The 13,531-nt window shown below is 62.4% G+C and carries 13 protein-coding genes; 8 read left to right on the forward strand and 5 right to left on the reverse strand.

All coding sequences use genetic code 11. The features are described 5' to 3' along the window. The first annotated feature begins 74 nt into the window (after positions 1–74). Positions 75–1,157, forward strand: coding sequence for an ABC transporter substrate-binding protein (locus H351_RS27760; RefSeq protein WP_020968444.1), 1,083 nt, complete (start codon positions 75–77; stop codon positions 1,155–1,157). A gap of 12 nt (positions 1,158–1,169) precedes the next feature. Here the strand turns inward: H351_RS27760 and H351_RS27765 are convergent, their stop codons facing one another. After that, positions 1,170–1,769, reverse strand: coding sequence for a TetR/AcrR family transcriptional regulator (locus H351_RS27765; RefSeq protein WP_029254470.1), 600 nt, complete (start codon positions 1,767–1,769; stop codon positions 1,170–1,172). Between the two features lie 118 nt (positions 1,770–1,887). Here H351_RS27765 and H351_RS27770 point away from each other — a divergent pair, with 118 nt between their 5' ends. Beyond that, the gene (locus H351_RS27770) at positions 1,888–2,835 is read left to right on the forward strand and encodes an alpha/beta hydrolase family protein (RefSeq protein ID WP_029254469.1); all 948 of its coding nucleotides are present in this window, start codon (positions 1,888–1,890) and stop codon (positions 2,833–2,835) included. A 17-nt stretch (positions 2,836–2,852) separates the two neighbouring features. Here the strand turns inward: H351_RS27770 and H351_RS27775 are convergent, their stop codons facing one another. Then, complete coding sequence (locus H351_RS27775; protein ID WP_029254468.1) at positions 2,853–3,209, reverse strand: hypothetical protein; 357 nt, start codon at positions 3,207–3,209, stop codon at positions 2,853–2,855. Positions 3,210–3,334: 125 nt separating this feature from the next. On the opposite strand from H351_RS27775, the gene H351_RS27780 reads away from it, so the two are divergent. Next, a complete protein-coding gene (locus tag H351_RS27780) occupies positions 3,335–3,769 on the forward strand; it encodes a cupin domain-containing protein (RefSeq protein ID WP_003945598.1) in 435 nt (144 codons plus the stop codon). On the opposite strand, the gene H351_RS27785 is transcribed toward H351_RS27780, so the two are convergent. After that, entirely contained in the window at positions 3,758–4,963 is a 1,206-nt protein-coding gene (locus H351_RS27785) for a cytochrome P450 (RefSeq protein ID WP_007734124.1), read from the reverse strand. The genes H351_RS27780 and H351_RS27785 overlap by 12 nt on opposite strands. A 139-nt stretch (positions 4,964–5,102) precedes the next feature. Between H351_RS27785 and H351_RS27790 the strand changes: the two genes are divergently transcribed. The 3 genes from H351_RS27790 (at position 5,103) to H351_RS27800 (ending at position 8,838) form a co-directional block, all read left to right on the forward strand. Next, a complete protein-coding gene (locus tag H351_RS27790; protein WP_019746912.1) occupies positions 5,103–5,963 on the forward strand; it encodes an SDR family oxidoreductase in 861 nt (286 codons plus the stop codon). Beyond that, on the forward strand, positions 5,960–6,688 hold the full coding sequence (locus tag H351_RS27795) for an acetoacetate decarboxylase family protein (RefSeq protein ID WP_029254467.1): 729 nt from the start codon (positions 5,960–5,962) through the stop codon (positions 6,686–6,688). Before H351_RS27790 ends, H351_RS27795 begins: the two co-directional genes overlap by 4 nt. 95 nt (positions 6,689–6,783) lie before the next feature. Continuing rightward, positions 6,784–8,838 carry a neutral/alkaline ceramidase gene (locus tag H351_RS27800; protein ID WP_029254466.1) on the forward strand — a complete coding sequence of 685 codons (2,055 nt, stop codon included), beginning with the start codon at positions 6,784–6,786 and terminating at the stop codon, positions 8,836–8,838. 81 nt (positions 8,839–8,919) lie between these two features. Here the strand turns inward: H351_RS27800 and H351_RS27805 are convergent, their stop codons facing one another. Next, a complete protein-coding gene (locus H351_RS27805) occupies positions 8,920–10,116 on the reverse strand; it encodes an MFS transporter (protein ID WP_020968434.1) in 1,197 nt (398 codons plus the stop codon). Between the two features lie 143 nt (positions 10,117–10,259). Between H351_RS27805 and H351_RS27810 the strand changes: the two genes are divergently transcribed. After that, positions 10,260–10,706, forward strand: a complete 447-nt coding sequence (locus H351_RS27810; protein WP_003945852.1) for a MarR family winged helix-turn-helix transcriptional regulator — start codon at positions 10,260–10,262, stop codon at positions 10,704–10,706. On the opposite strand, the gene thrS is transcribed toward H351_RS27810, so the two are convergent. Continuing rightward, entirely contained in the window at positions 10,703–11,923 is a 1,221-nt protein-coding gene (gene thrS / locus H351_RS27815; RefSeq protein ID WP_019746909.1) for a threonine--tRNA ligase, read from the reverse strand. The two genes, H351_RS27810 and thrS, sit on opposite strands and share 4 nt — an antisense overlap. Before the next feature lie 330 nt (positions 11,924–12,253). Here thrS and H351_RS27820 point away from each other — a divergent pair, with 330 nt between their 5' ends. Further along, complete coding sequence (locus H351_RS27820) at positions 12,254–13,528, forward strand: DUF445 domain-containing protein (protein WP_019746908.1); 1,275 nt, start codon at positions 12,254–12,256, stop codon at positions 13,526–13,528. Positions 13,529–13,531: the final 3 nt, after the last annotated feature.

The raw sequence follows: 13,531 nt of genomic DNA on the forward strand, positions 1-13,531 counted from the left end.
TGTTAACACGACCTCAACAAACTCTCTCTCCCAAGCAAACTGAACGAAACCGACTGGCCCTAGTGTTCCGATTCATGACGCCATTCAAGCCCGTCCGCCAGCTGGACCGCAGGGCCTTCTTCCGCTACTCCGCGCTGACCGGCATCGCAGTCGCCGGTAGTGCGTCATTGCTCGCGTGTAGCAGTGACTCCAGCAGTTCGAGTGGCGGAACCACGGACGACGGTTCCGAATTCGGAACAGTTGCAGTGCAGTTGTCCTGGATCAAGAACATCGAGTTCGCCGGTGAGTACTTCGCTCTCGACAAGGGGTACTACAAGGATGCCGGGTTCGGGAATGTAGACCTGGTGGCAGGTGGCGCAGCCGGTACCGGCGTCGAAGCCGGCTTGGACACCGGCAAGGTGTGGATCGGAATGTCCGCACCGCAGCTCACAGCACCCGCCGTACTCGACGGACTGGAGGCAAAGATCGTCGGGGCGACGTTCCAGAAGAATCCGTTTGCGATTGTCAGTTCCGCTGCGGCACCGATCAACTCACCGCAGGACATGATCGGCAAGAAGATCGGCGTCCAGGATTCCAATCAGCTCGTCTTCGGAGCTCTCCTGGCAGCCAACGGCCTGACCGAAAGCCAGATGACGATCGTGCCCGCGCAGTTCGATCCGAGCCCCCTGGCAAACGGCGAGGTGGACGGCTGGGTCTCCTACGTGACCAACGAGCCGATCACACTGGCCGCCAAAGGTTTCCCCAACGCCCACTTCCTCTTCGCGGACTACAACCTGCCGTTGGTCGCCGAATCGTTCACGGTTCTCCAGTCCACCATCGACAACGAGAGGGACAAGCTCAAGGCATTCCTGAAGGCCGAGATCCAGGGCTGGAAGGACGCGGTCGCTGATCCGGCAGAGTCGGCGCGGCTTGCCGTCGAGGTCTACGGCAAGGACCAGAACCTGGAACTCGAAGAGCAGATCAAGGAAGCCACCGCACAGAACGATCTTGTGGTGTCGGCAGATACCAAAGCAAACGGGTTGTTCACGATGACACCCCAACTGATCGAACAGAACATCGCAGCACTGTCGAAAGCGGGGCTGGAGATTACGGCGGACCAACTGTTCGACATGTCGATCCTCGAAGAGGTGTACGCCGAGAATCCGGAGTTGATCTGACTGAGCCGAGCGTCAACGAACCTCTCGCGCGAGTACGCCCGAGATGAATAGTTGTACAAGGACCTCGGCCTTGTACCGGGCATCGGACCCAGCACCGATACAAAGGTTCCCGATGCCTTTGAGCACGTTGTACGCATCGACCCGCGAAGCAGTGCCAACAGACTCGAGCGCTGCCTCCAGGAGGGAGCCACATACCGGGACGAGGCGGTCGACGAAGTAGGCGTGCAGAGCGTCGGACCCGGCGCTGTCTCCTTGCAGTGCGCCGGCGAGCCCGTGCTTGGTGACCAGGAACTCCACGAACAAAGCCACCCATGCCCGCAAAGCCGCCTCCGGCGTTGCACTCTCCGCGAGCATCTGTGGGCCCGCGTCCGCACACGCCTCGACTTGGTGTCGGTATACGGCGACCACCAACTCGGGGCGCGTCGGGAAGTGGCGGTAGATCGTCCCCATGCCGACGCCGGCCTTCGCCGCAATCTCCCGCACCGGAGCGTCGACTCCGGACTCTACGAACACTGCTGCCGCCGCGTCGAGCAGCGCCTGCTCGCTTCGACGTGGGCGACCGACTTGCTTGGGAGAGGCGACGCGCGACTGCTCGTCCTGGGCATCAGCCATGTGCACTCCTCGCTGACTCACGACATATGTTTGCATTACGGAACAACGTTCCGTAATGTTGCGGAGCGACGCTCCGATAACCAGTATCGCAGGGTGCAGCCTCAGCAAGGAACTTGCCATGACCTCATCAATGATCGACACGCTGAACGGCATCATCGGCGCCGGCACCCCGGTCGTCTCCGTTGCCCCCGTCGAGTTGTTCGCCCTCGATCGACCAGTCCCGCTGGAAGTACGTGTGTCTGCTCCGGCGGCAGGCACGAACCTCCCCGTTGTGGTGTTCTCCCACGGCAACGGGTGGAACCTCGATGGATACTCGCCACTCACGGCATTCTGGGCATCCCACGGATTCGTGGTGATCCAGCCGACACACCTGGACTCGCGCCGGAACGGTTTCGGGTTCGATCACCCGGTGTTCCCGACGATCTGGACCGAGAGGATCGCGGATCTCACACGCATCCTCGATCAGCTCGACACCATCGAATTTGCCGTGCCCGGACTTGCCGGCCGCATCGACCGCAGTCGAGTTGCCGCCACGGGCCACTCCTGGGGTGGGCAAACCGCTCAGTCACTCCTCGGAGCACGGATCTTCGACGAAGCCGGCCAGGTCGTCGGCCAGGACATGTCCGACAGTCGCGTCACCGCGGGAATCCTTTTCGCAGCAACCGGTCTCGGCGGCGAGAACCTACATCCGTTCGCGCAGGCGAACTTCCCGTTCATGCGCCCCTCGTTCCAGGAACTGACAACGCCGACACTCGTCGTCGCGGGCGACCACGACCAGTCCAAGATGTCCAGCCGCGGACCTGACTGGTTCACCGACGCCTACACGCACAGCCCAGGAGCCACCGACCTCCTGACCTTCTACGGTGCCGAGCACGCACTCGGCGGAATCGTCGGATACGAAGTCGCCGAGACCACTGACGAAAACCCAGAGCGGGTCGCCGCCATCCAACGGATGAGTACTGCCTACCTTCGGACCGCGTTGCGCATCGATGAGACCAGCTGGCCAGCGGCCCAGGCCGCATTCAGCGACAACGCCGACCCGATCGGCCGAGTCGACACCAAGTAATGCGGCAGTGATCCAACTTATTGGCCGAAGTTGAACCTGAGATTCGCATTGATCAATGTATTGAGCCGCTTTCGCATCCTGACAACGTCCGACTCGGACGGTATCGGATCTTCGAGGAAGAGCGTCCAACGCAGCATCGTGCCGTTTCCGACCGCCTCGATGTCGAATCGGATGACGGCGTCGGGACGGTCCGGCCAGATCGACGACCAGATCACCAGCTCCGGTTCTTCAGCCCTGACGATCTCCGGTGCGATCTCGCTCTCGAGCAGTTCCAACCAGTGCCGGGCGGGCTGGCGGTACGGATCGATCAATGCCTCGAACATGAAGCGCGCAGGCGGCGGCTGGCTCCGGCGCCTCGTCGCGACTTGCAGCATGGCACGAGCGTAACCGCCTCTCAAGGGCATACCTCTGCCTTCGCAGTGCTGGATCCACGAAAACTGGGATAAACCGGGCATCGACGGAGGACACTCAGGAGCACATCCGTCTGGGAGGGCCGCTCATGCGTAAACGCCATCAGGTTCTGCTTGCAGTGTCCGCAGCGATCGGACTGTCGCTGACGCCGATCAATGCGTCGGCAACACCGAGCACGGGAGTACACGGAGAAATCCTCGGGCAGGTGACTTTCGACGGCAAGGACTACATCCTGCGCCAGATCACCATCGACCCCGGCGGTTCCACCGGTTGGCACTTCCACGACGGGACGCTCTACGCGCTGATCGCGCAGGGCACGTTGAGCCACTACCGATCCGATTGCTCCGTCGACGGGATCTACAGCGCCGGAAATACTTTGATCGAACCGAGCGGTTCAGATCATGTGCACATCGGAAACAACTCGCAGACAACACCATTGGTGCTCGAGGTCGTCTACGTCAATCCGGCGGGCAGCCCCCTCTCCGAAGATGCTGCGCCTCCTAACTGCCAACTACCCGGCTGACGGGGCAGAAGAGTTAAACCGCACCGGCATCGATTCGAGCCCGGACACGAAGTTGGCCGCACGTCGCTGCAACGGCGCGTCGGTGGCAAGTTCCATGTCCGGCAGCCTGGCGAAGAGTTGCTCGAACATGATCCGTCCCTCCAACCTGGCCAGCTGATTGCCCAGACAGAAATGAGTTCCGAAGCCGAAGGCCACGTGCGGATTCGGTGTGCGGCCGACATCGAACCGTTCGGCGTTCAGGAACACGGACTCGTCGAAATTTGCCGATTCGAAGAGCAGCAGCATCTTCTCACCTGCCTTCAGCTGCGCGCCGAAGAAATCGGTGTCACGGGTCAGGGTTCGAGCCATGTTCTTGATCGGCGAGGACCACCGCAGCATCTCCTCCATTGCCAAGGGAATGGCATCGGGATCGTCGACTAGCTCCCGGCGCTGGTCCGGATGGCGCAGTAGCTGTTCCATGCCGCCGCTGAGCACGTGCCGTGTGGTCTCGTCACCGCCGATCAGGATCAGCAGGGATTCGTTGACGATTTCCTGATCGGAGAGGGCTTCGCCGTCGACCGCACTGTGAATCAACGTGCTCACCAAATCGTCGGCCGGGTCGCTCCTCCGCTCGGCGATGGTTCGCATCATGTACGCGGTGAAATCGACGTACGCAACCATCATGGCCTGCAGTTGATCCTGGGAAGCGTTGCTTCCCAATGCCTTCACCAGATCGTCCGACCACCGCAGAAACAACGCGCGTTCCTCCGGACGGACACCCAACATGTCGCCGATGACGGCCATCGGCAGCGGTGCCGCCAGGTCTGCGACGAAGTCGGCTTCTCCTTTCTCACAGACGGCGTCGATCAGTTGATCGCAGATCTCCCGGATACGGCCGGCCTTGGCTTCGACCTTCTTACGTGTGAAACCCGCATTGACCAAGCGTCGACGTGTGAGGTGCTGCGGGTCGTCCATGTCGATCATCTGCGGCAATGGACCGGTTTCGGGGCGGATGCCACCGGCGTTGGAGAACAGTTCGGGATCCCGCTCGGCTGCGACGACGGCGTCGTAACTCGCGGCCGCGGTGATTCCGTTGGCGTCGTCTCGGTACACGGGCTCGTGATCACGCATCCAGGCGTATGCGTCGCGCACATTCCCGAGGTCTCCGCTGTAGAAGCGTCCGTCGATCAAATCGAAGGTCGGTCTGGTAGCCATCACTCCACCTCTCGCACAACCCTTGCCACAATAAGTAGAACCTGTTCCTATATAGCGTGGGGCGTTTTCACCGAAGCCGAACCGGAAAACCTCCAGAATCAGCACGCGAGCCCGCCGGAGCAACGACCAGGAGACACACATGGACGACGACACCGCCTCAGCGGGCATACCCACTTTCACCGGCACATCGATACTGGTGACCGGCGGCGGTAGTGGCATCGGTCTGGGCATCGCTCGTTCGCTGGTTGCGTCTGGCGCTCACGTCACGATCTGCGGACGCAACAAGGAGAAACTCGAAGCTGCCGCCGAATCGATCCGGCAGTCGAGTCCGGAAGGATCGGTCAGCGTCTCCCCTACCGACGTCACGATCGAGGCAGACGTCGTCGCCGCTGTTGCCGCGGCGGTCTCCGTCACCGGAAAGCTCGACGGAGTCGTGGCCTGCGCCGGCGGGAACGAAACCATCGCACCGGTCACGCAACTCGACGTCGACGCGTGGCGCCGCACCGTCGACCTCAACGTCACGGGGACCATGCTGACGATCAAGCACGGCGCCCGGGCGCTGGTGGCAGGAGGCGGTGGATCCATCGTCGCGATCTCGTCGATCGCCAGCAGCAACACACATCGCTGGTTCGGCGCGTACGGCGTCTCGAAGTCCGGCGTCGACCACCTGGTGCAATTGGCGGCAGACGAACTGGGCGCCAGCAACATTCGTGTCAATGCGATCCGGCCGGGTCTGACCCGAACGGATCTGGTCGCGCTCATCACCGACGGTGGTCCGATCCTGGACGACTACCTGGCCAACACTCCGCTCGAACGCGTCGGCGAGGTCGAGGACGTCGCCGGACTCGCTTCCTTCCTACTCGGACCGCAATCCACCTGGATCACCGGGCAGATCATCAACGTCGACGGAGGCCAAATGCTGCGCCGCGGACCGGATTTCCGCTCGATGCTCGAACCCGTCTACGGATCCGACGGACTCCGCGGGGTGGTCGCGCCATGAGCTACACGATTCTGGGCAAGAAGGTCGAGATGCCCGTCGAAGTTCGCACCGCGTCGGCCTTCATGGCGTTGTACTCGGTACCCAGCGCAACGGCGCAGTCGATCATCGATTACACCGGCTTGACCGCGCTCCAGTACCGTCCCGGCCGGGCGCTGTGCGGCCTGGTTTTTGTCGACTACATCGATGGGGATCTGGGGCCGTACAACGAATTCGGGGTGACGTACATGGTGCGTAGCCACACTGCGCCTCCCGAAACCTCGGTGCTGGGAGATCTACGTTCGCTCGCTGCCGGAACTGCAGGGGCACTCATTCACGAGTTGCCGGTGGACGGAGAGTTCACCAAGGCCGCCGGCCGGGAAATCTGGGGATTCCCGAAGGTGCTCGCCGAGTTCGACACCGAGCACGTCGGCTCGGTCAAGCGCGGATCCGTCTCGCGCGACGGCAAACTCATCACACAGTTGAGTGTGAAGTCCGGCGTCAGCGTGCCTGGCGGCGGAGCCAACATGTCGTTGGCCGCGTACTCGCATCTCGACGGCGCAACCAGGTGCACGTCGTGGGACATGGCGCCGACCGGCGTCAAATCGCGCCCTGGTGGAGCAGAGGTTCAGCTGGGTAGTCACCCGATGGCGGCGGAGCTTCGGAAACTGGGACTCCCCCGCCGGGCCCTGATGACCACGACCATCAAAAACCTGGCGATGACGTTCGGGGAGGCGACAACGATCTGAGTGTCAGCCGACGGCACCCCTTTCGGTCACGTGTGACTCGGGCTACACTCCTGGACGGTTGACCAACTCGCGTCAGACCGCCCGAAAGGACACTCGTGCAGATCACCCGACGCACCGTACTGGCAGGCGCTGCCGCCGCACCTGCGCTCGCCGCTCTGTCGACGAACCAGGCCGTCGCAGCTTCGCCGGCACGCACCGTTTCACCCGCACGTACCGACAAGTCGTCGTCGTTGCAGGTGGGCGTCGGGATCTCCGATGTGACCGGACCGGTCGCCGAGGTCGGCATGATGGGCTACTCGAGCTTCGACCAACGCGCCGAAGGCCTGCACCAGCGAATGCGCGCACGCGCCTTCATCTTCGAGTCCGGCGGGTCACGGGTCGCCTACGTGTGCGTCGACAACTGCATGATCTTCCAGTCCGTTCACGACGAGGTCCTACGCCGGCTGGCTGGGAAATTCGGCGACATCTACACCGAACGCAACGTCATGTTGACGGCCATCCATTCACACGCGGCATGTGGTGGGGCCTCGCACAACTACGCGTACAACCTCGCAGTTCTCGGCTTCGAACTGCAGGTGTTCGAAGCCGAGGTCAACGGCATGGTCGAGGCGATCAGCGCTGCCCACGAGAACCTGGCGCCGGGCTCCGTCCGTTTCGGGCGGTCCGACCTCACCGATGCCAGCGTCAACCGATCGCGAGTGGCGTTCGACCTCAATCCCGAAGAGGACAAGGCCTACTACCCCGGTGGCAACGATCACCACATGCGTGTCATGCGGATCAGTCGGGGCAGCAAGGACATCGGGGCGATCAACTGGTTCGCTACCCACTGCGCCTCGCTCACGAACGAGAACCATCTCATCTCCGGGGACAACAAGGGCGCCGCGGCGTACTTCTGGGAGCACGACGACCGGGGTGTGCGTTACCTCGACGGCGACACCAGCTTCATTGCCGCTTTTCCGCAGACCAACAGCGGCGACATGTCACCGAACCTCTTCCTCGAGCCCGGACGCGGACCGACCGAGGACGAATTCGAGAATGCACGCATCATCGGGCTGCGCCAGGTTGCGGCGGCTCAAACTGCCTTCGGCTCGGCCTCCGAAACCGTCGCTGGTGGCGTCGACAGTCGGATCATGTACCTGGACATGGCAAATCAGGTGGTGAGCGGAAGATTCACCCCGGACGGGCGCGAGCACCGCACTGCACCGGCAGCGATCGGTGCGGCAATGAGCGCCGGAAGCGTCGAGGACGGGCCTGCAATTCCGATCTTCCCCGAGGGCACCCGAAACCCCATGATCGACGCCTTGGGCGGCATGGATGCTCCTGTGCCTCAATGGCTTCAGGATGCACAGGCCCCCAAGCTCGTAGTCGTTCCGGTCGGCCTGTTGCCACCGGGCGGATGGGTGCCGAACGTACTGAAGATCCAGATCCTGCGGATCGGCCAGTTCTACATCGTCGGTGGCCCTGCGGAATTCACCATCGTCTCCGGATTACGAGTGCGTCGAACCGTCGCCGAGGAGCTTGGAGTTCCCCTCGAGAACGTCATCTTCCAGGGCTACGCGAACTCGTACTCGAGCTACTGCACCACGCCACAGGAATACGATTCGCAGCAGTACGAGGGCGGCTCGACGATGTTCGGCCGTTACACACTGCCGGCCTATCAACAGGGGTACGCCGCTCTCGCAGCCGCGATGCGCGACGGCACCGAACCTCCTCGCGGCCCCGCGCCGGCCGACCTGTCCGGGTTCCAACCCAGCTTCGGACCTGGCGTCGACTTCGACGAGCCCTTGCCGGGAACACAATTCGGCGATGCGACCGTCCAGCCCGGCGACGGCTCACCGGGTGCGCAGGTTGCCGTCGAGTTCGTCACCGGCCACCCCAAGAACGACACTCACCGAAACGGGACCTTCTACGAGATCCAGCGAAATACCGGCGGATCCTGGACACGGGTCGCCGACGACAACGACTGGTCCACCAAACTGCACTGGCGCCGGGTCGGGAGCAACGGTTCCGTCGTTCGCATCACGTGGGATGTTCCGGCCGATACTCCGGCGGGTACGTATCGAGTCCAACACTTCGGTGCGTCGAAGGCTCGGGGTAGCGGCGCGATTTCGCCGTTCTCCGGGGTGACCGCCGAATTCCGCCTCACCTGACCCGCGTGAACGTATCGCTCCCCTTGTCGGACAAGGGGAGCGATACGTTCACGCGATGGGCTCAGAGCGCAGTTGCCAGGTTCAGGCGGCGGTCGGGTGCAGCGAGGTGCTCGACGTCGACTGCTCTGACGCTGCCGGGCGGTCGATCTTCGCCGCGACGATCAGGACCAGCAGACCTGCGACGGTGACCGCCGCCCCCATCCAGATCGGGGAGGTGAAGCCGAGTCCCGCGGCGATGGTGATTCCGCCCAGCCATGCACCGAGCGCGTTGCCGACGTTGAAGGCGGCAATATTTGCACCCGACGCCATGGTCGGTGCGGCCGACGCGTAGTTCATGATCCGCATCTGCAGACCTGGAACCGTCGCAAAACCGAAGGCGCCCATGAAGAACAGCGAGATCACGGTCATGACCTTGCTCTCGGCGGTGGCGGCGAACACGATCAGAACGACGGTCAGGATCGCGAGAATCCAGACCAGCGCCTTCGTCAGCGAGCGGTCGGCCGCCTTGGCGCCCAGGAAGTTACCGACGAACAGGCCCGAGCCGAAGAGGATGAGCAGCCACGGAACGCTGGACGTCGCGAAGCCGGTGACCTCGGTGAGGGTGAAGGCGATGTAGGTGAAGGCTCCGAACATTCCGCCGTAGCCGAGGATGGTGATGGCGATCGAGAGCCATACCTGCTTGTTGCGGAATGCCCCCAACTCTCCGCGCAATCCGCCACCGGTCGTGCTGGCGGGCGTCGTCGGGACGAGTGCTGCAATTCCGATGAGCGCGATGACGCCGATGACGGTGATGGCCCAGAACGTCGAGCGCCATCCGAGTTGCTGGCCCAGCAGAGTGCCGAACGGAACGCCGAGAACGTTGGCGATGGTCAGGCCCGCGAACATCATCGCGATGGCGCCGGCGCGCTTGTTGGGCGCCACCATGTCGGCGGCAACCACCGAACCGATCCCGAAGAACGCACCGTGGCACAGTGCCGCGACGATGCGTCCGCCCATCATGACCTCGTAGGAGGGCGCGAGCGCGGACATCAGGTTGCCGATGATGAACAGCACCATGAGCGAGAGAAGGACCTTCTTGCGCTCGAAGCGGGTGACGGCAGCGGTCAGGAGGATCGCGCCGATCGCCACCGACAGTGCGTAGCCCGAGATCAGATAGCCCGCGACGGACTCGGTGACCTCGAAATCAGCCGAGACCTCGGGCAGGAGGCCCATGATGACAAATTCGGTGAGGCCGATCCCGAACCCGCCCATAGCGAGGGCAATGAGACCCAATGGCATCTCGATGTTCCTTTCACAGATTTACGCGTAAGCCGTTAGCGGGCGTGTGCAGTAGTTGCAGGCGCGCTATAAATAGTTGCACGCGCGCGCTACATGCGCAAGCTGGTAACCTGGAGTCGCAGGAAACGGACAAGGAGAATCACATGGGGATCGCCGACGACGCAGTCGAAATCCGTTCGCAAGGGTGGCGCACGCTCGCAGCACTGCACGGCGCCCTCGACACCGAACTGGAACGCGCGCTCCAGCGTGAGCACAAACTGTCCGTCGTCGAATACACCGTGCTCGACGCTTTGAGCCGCCAGGACGGCTGGCACATGCGTATGGCCCAGTTGGCTCGCGCTGCCGCACTGAGCAGCAGCGCCACGACGCGCTTGGTCAATCGACTCGAAGATCGAGGACTACTGACGCGCATCCTGTGCGCCGACGACCGTCGAGGCATCTACACCGAACTGACGCCGGCCGGCCGCGAGCTTCTCGAAAGCGCACGGCCGACGCACGACGCCACCCTCGAGGCCGCACTCGACGAGGCATGCAAAACACCCGAACTCGCGCCACTGGTGCGCGCGCTCCACGAACTACCCGTCGGCTAGAAGTCCGCCGGAAGCAGGGCACGCTCCTCGATGCCCGAGACCACCTGAGCGACAAACACACTCGCATCGACGACCGCCCGCCCACCACGCGCGGGGACCAGAACGTCGACGGTGCCGCCGTGCACCTCGTTGTCCCCGATCACCGCGATGTACGGGTCACGGTGAGTGCGTGCCTCGCGGATGCGACGTCCCAACGATCCGTCAGGCGCGATCGCCACTCGAACATCGCGAGCCTCGAGATCGGCCCGCAAACGCTCGGCCTCAACCTGGTGCCGGTCGCCGACGGGCAGAATCGAGACTTGGTTGGGTGCCAGCCACGGCGGCATCCGCCCTTCGAACCTTTCGATCAAAAGCGCAGTCATGCGTTCCATCGACCCGAGCAAGCCCCGATGGATCATGACGGGGCGAGCCTTGGATCCGTCCTCAGCGGTGTACTCGAGGTCGAACCGCTCCGGTTGATTGAAGTCGAGTTGCACGGTCGAGAGTGTTTCCTCGCGGCCGTGCGCATCTCGCACCTGGACGTCGATCTTGGGACCGTAGAACGCTGCCTCCCCCTTCGCTTCCACGTACTCGATCGAACGTGCATTCAGCGCCCCGCGAAGGTGATCCTCGGCGTCCGCCCACTGCTCGTCGGTGCCGAGGTACTGCCCCTCTCCCCCTCTGATCGAGAGTCGGTACCCCCGTTCGGCAATCCCCAGAGTCGAGTAGCAGCGCTCGATCGCGTCGAGCGCGACGATCACTTCCGCTTGCACTTGTTCACGACTACAGAAGACATGTGCGTCGTCGAGATTGATCTGTCGGACTCGACTCAATCCGCTGAGAACTCCGGAGAGTTCGCTACGGAACATCGAGCCGAGTTCACGAACGCGGAAAGGTAGCTCGCGATAACTACGACCTCGAGCGGCGAATACCTGAGCGTGATGAGGACAGTTAGCCGGACGAAGGAGAAATGACTCTCCGCCTATCTTCATTTCGGGGAACATGTCTTCCGAGAACTTGGACCAATGACCAGATCTCTCGTACAACTCTTTCTTCGCCATAACCGGGGTATAGACACCCCGACAACCGGAGCGCGCTGCTTGTTCGGCGGCGAACTTTTCGAGTTCGTTCCTGATGACGGCGCCGTCCGGTAACCAGAGCGGAAGGCCGGCTCCGACTATGGGGGTGGTGGCGAAAAACTCCAGGTCGCGCCCGAGTTCGCGGTGGTCAACGCTCATGAGAGCTCTCCAAATCGTTCAAGGGGAGACGCACACGGAGCGACGAAACAGGAAAGCCCCGGGGCGATAACTCCCGGGGCTGAAAGGGTTCGGTCAGCAGTTGCTAAACGATGCGCCGGAAGAGAACCGGCGTCGTCGTGTTGTGCGCAATACTGACCATGTACGTGAGGTTACATCAACTTCCTACCCACCTACAGCCCGAATTGTCGGGCCTCTATGCTGACGCAACTGGGAAGGCGCAGCAGTAGCCAACGAAACACCCACGAAGAGCGAAGTTTCGGCAATCATGTCCGAACGTGAGGTTCTCGGATATGAGGAGGATGTGCGACGGTGCCGGACCACTTGCTCGAACAGTTGATCACCATTCCTTTGTTCACCGGAATCATCGGGTACATCACCAATTGGTCGGGCGTCCTGATGCTGTTTGCGCCGATCAACTTCCACGGGATCAAAGTGCCCGGCCTCAAACTGCTCTTCCCGTTCCTCCCCCGACGCGTCCAGGTGATCCCCGCGATCACCAGCGACGGCAGATTCGGTTGGCAAGGCATCGTCCCCTCGCGGGCGGAGAAGATGGCGTCGATCGCCGTCGACAAATCCCTCGCGAAAGTCGGCAGCATCGCCGATTTCTATCGCGTCCTGGACCCGGACAGCATCGCCGAGCACTTGGTGAACATCTCCCGCAGTGAAGTGCGCGGCGTGGTCACCAGAATCATGACGGCCGAGAATCCTCAGCTGTGGCACAACCTTCCGACGTCGGTGAAGGAAGCCGTCTTCCGCAAGGTGGAGGACGATCTGCCGGCCAGCGTGCGCATGATCACCGACCGCATCGAAGAGGACATCGACGAGTTCATCGACGCGAAGCTGATGGTGATCCGCTACCTCTCCTCGCACCCCAAACTGCTCAACGACATCTTCCGCACGATGGGCAACAAAGAGCTCAGGTTCATGCAGAACTTCGGCTTCTACTTCGGGTTCCCGATGGGCTTCGTGCTCGTCGGAATCCTCCATCTGGTTCCGCAGTGGTGGGTGCTTCCCATCGGAGGCGTGATCATCGGGTACATCGTGAACTACCTCGGAATCACGATGATCTTCGAACCGATCACCCCCAGCCGTTGGGTGCCGTGGCGGCAGGGACTTTTCCTGAAACGCCGCACCGAGATCATCGCCGGGTACGCAAAAACCCTGGCCGATCACGTCGTGACGCTCGAGAACATCGGCACCGAACTCCTCGAAGGTCCCCGCTCGGACCGAACGCGGCGGATGCTCGATCAGGTACTGCGCGAATCCGTCGACGACGCCGCCGGCTGGGCAAAGTCGGTGGTCAAGATGACCGTCGGTTCGCAGAGCTACAAGCGTCTGCCCGGCCTGGCCACCACCGAAGTGCTCGATCTGTACCCAAGGGTCTTCGAGGACGCGGAGTTCGCCGAGAGCCAGTCGGAGAAGATTCGTGTCTTCGTCACCGAACGCATGAGCATCCTTTCACCGGAAGATTTCAGTGAACTACTACGCTCAGCCGTCAAACAGGACGAGTGGCTGTTGTTCGTACACGGGGCCGTGCTGGGCTCGTTTGCCGGTTTCCTGCACCTCGCAATATTCGGAGTATGAGTC

Source organism: Rhodococcus erythropolis R138 (assembly GCF_000696675.2).
GTDB classification, from domain to species: domain Bacteria; phylum Actinomycetota; class Actinomycetes; order Mycobacteriales; family Mycobacteriaceae; genus Rhodococcus_F; species Rhodococcus_F erythropolis.

Coding starts and splice junctions, on each gene's coding strand:
- H351_RS27775 (WP_029254468.1), bottom strand. CDS start 3,209: ATGCTGCAAGTCGCGACGAGGCGCCGGAGCCAGCCGCCGCCTGCGCGC.
- H351_RS27805 (WP_020968434.1), bottom strand. CDS start 10,116: ATGCCATTGGGTCTCATTGCCCTCGCTATGGGCGGGTTCGGGATCGGC.
- H351_RS27760 (WP_020968444.1), top strand. CDS start 75: ATGACGCCATTCAAGCCCGTCCGCCAGCTGGACCGCAGGGCCTTCTTC.
- H351_RS27785 (WP_007734124.1), bottom strand. CDS start 4,963: ATGGCTACCAGACCGACCTTCGATTTGATCGACGGACGCTTCTACAGC.
- H351_RS27765 (WP_029254470.1), bottom strand. CDS start 1,769: ATGGCTGATGCCCAGGACGAGCAGTCGCGCGTCGCCTCTCCCAAGCAA.
- H351_RS27810 (WP_003945852.1), top strand. CDS start 10,260: ATGGGGATCGCCGACGACGCAGTCGAAATCCGTTCGCAAGGGTGGCGC.
- H351_RS27780 (WP_003945598.1), top strand. CDS start 3,335: ATGCGTAAACGCCATCAGGTTCTGCTTGCAGTGTCCGCAGCGATCGGA.
- H351_RS27795 (WP_029254467.1), top strand. CDS start 5,960: ATGAGCTACACGATTCTGGGCAAGAAGGTCGAGATGCCCGTCGAAGTT.
- H351_RS27770 (WP_029254469.1), top strand. CDS start 1,888: ATGACCTCATCAATGATCGACACGCTGAACGGCATCATCGGCGCCGGC.
- thrS (WP_019746909.1), bottom strand. CDS start 11,923: ATGAGCGTTGACCACCGCGAACTCGGGCGCGACCTGGAGTTTTTCGCC.
- H351_RS27790 (WP_019746912.1), top strand. CDS start 5,103: ATGGACGACGACACCGCCTCAGCGGGCATACCCACTTTCACCGGCACA.